This is a genomic window from Aromatoleum evansii, from assembly GCF_012910805.1.
Classification (GTDB): domain Bacteria; phylum Pseudomonadota; class Gammaproteobacteria; order Burkholderiales; family Rhodocyclaceae; genus Aromatoleum; species Aromatoleum evansii.
Map to the genome: position 1 here is coordinate 1 of NZ_WTVK01000240.1, position 434 is coordinate 434.

At 68.9% G+C, this 434-nt stretch carries 1 protein-coding gene; it reads left to right on the forward strand.

Annotated elements, in window-relative coordinates; genetic code table 11:
- A partial coding sequence (locus GO615_RS29990; protein WP_281358765.1) for a MaoC family dehydratase occupies nt 1–419 on the forward strand: 419 nt, incomplete at its 5' end.
- Nucleotides 420–434: the final 15 nt, after the last annotated feature.

Genomic DNA, 434 nt, shown 5'->3' on the forward strand with positions numbered 1-434 from the left:
CGTCGTACCTCTTTCGCGGCGCGAAGGTCGACGGAGAGGTGCCGCCGAAGGTCGACGAGCCGGACGCCATCGACGGTTTCGGTGCAACGTGGCGCCTCGCCGGCGACCTCGGACGCCGATACGCGAAGGTGTCGGGCGACGTCAACCCGATCCACATGAACCCGCTCGCCGCGAAGGCGCTCGGCTTCCCGACGACGATCGTGCACGGCATGTGGAGCAAGGCCCGCATGCTCGGCGCGCTCGAGAACCGGTTGCCCGACGCCTACGAGGTGAACGTTGCGTTCAAGAAGCCGGTGCTCATCCCGTCGACGGCGCGTTTCATCGCGCAGTCCGCGGGCAGGCCGGGGTCGTTCGACCTCGCGCTGCGCAACGCCAAGAAGGGCACGGAGCACGCTCGGGGCACGATCCGTCCGCTGTGAGGCACACCCCCTGAG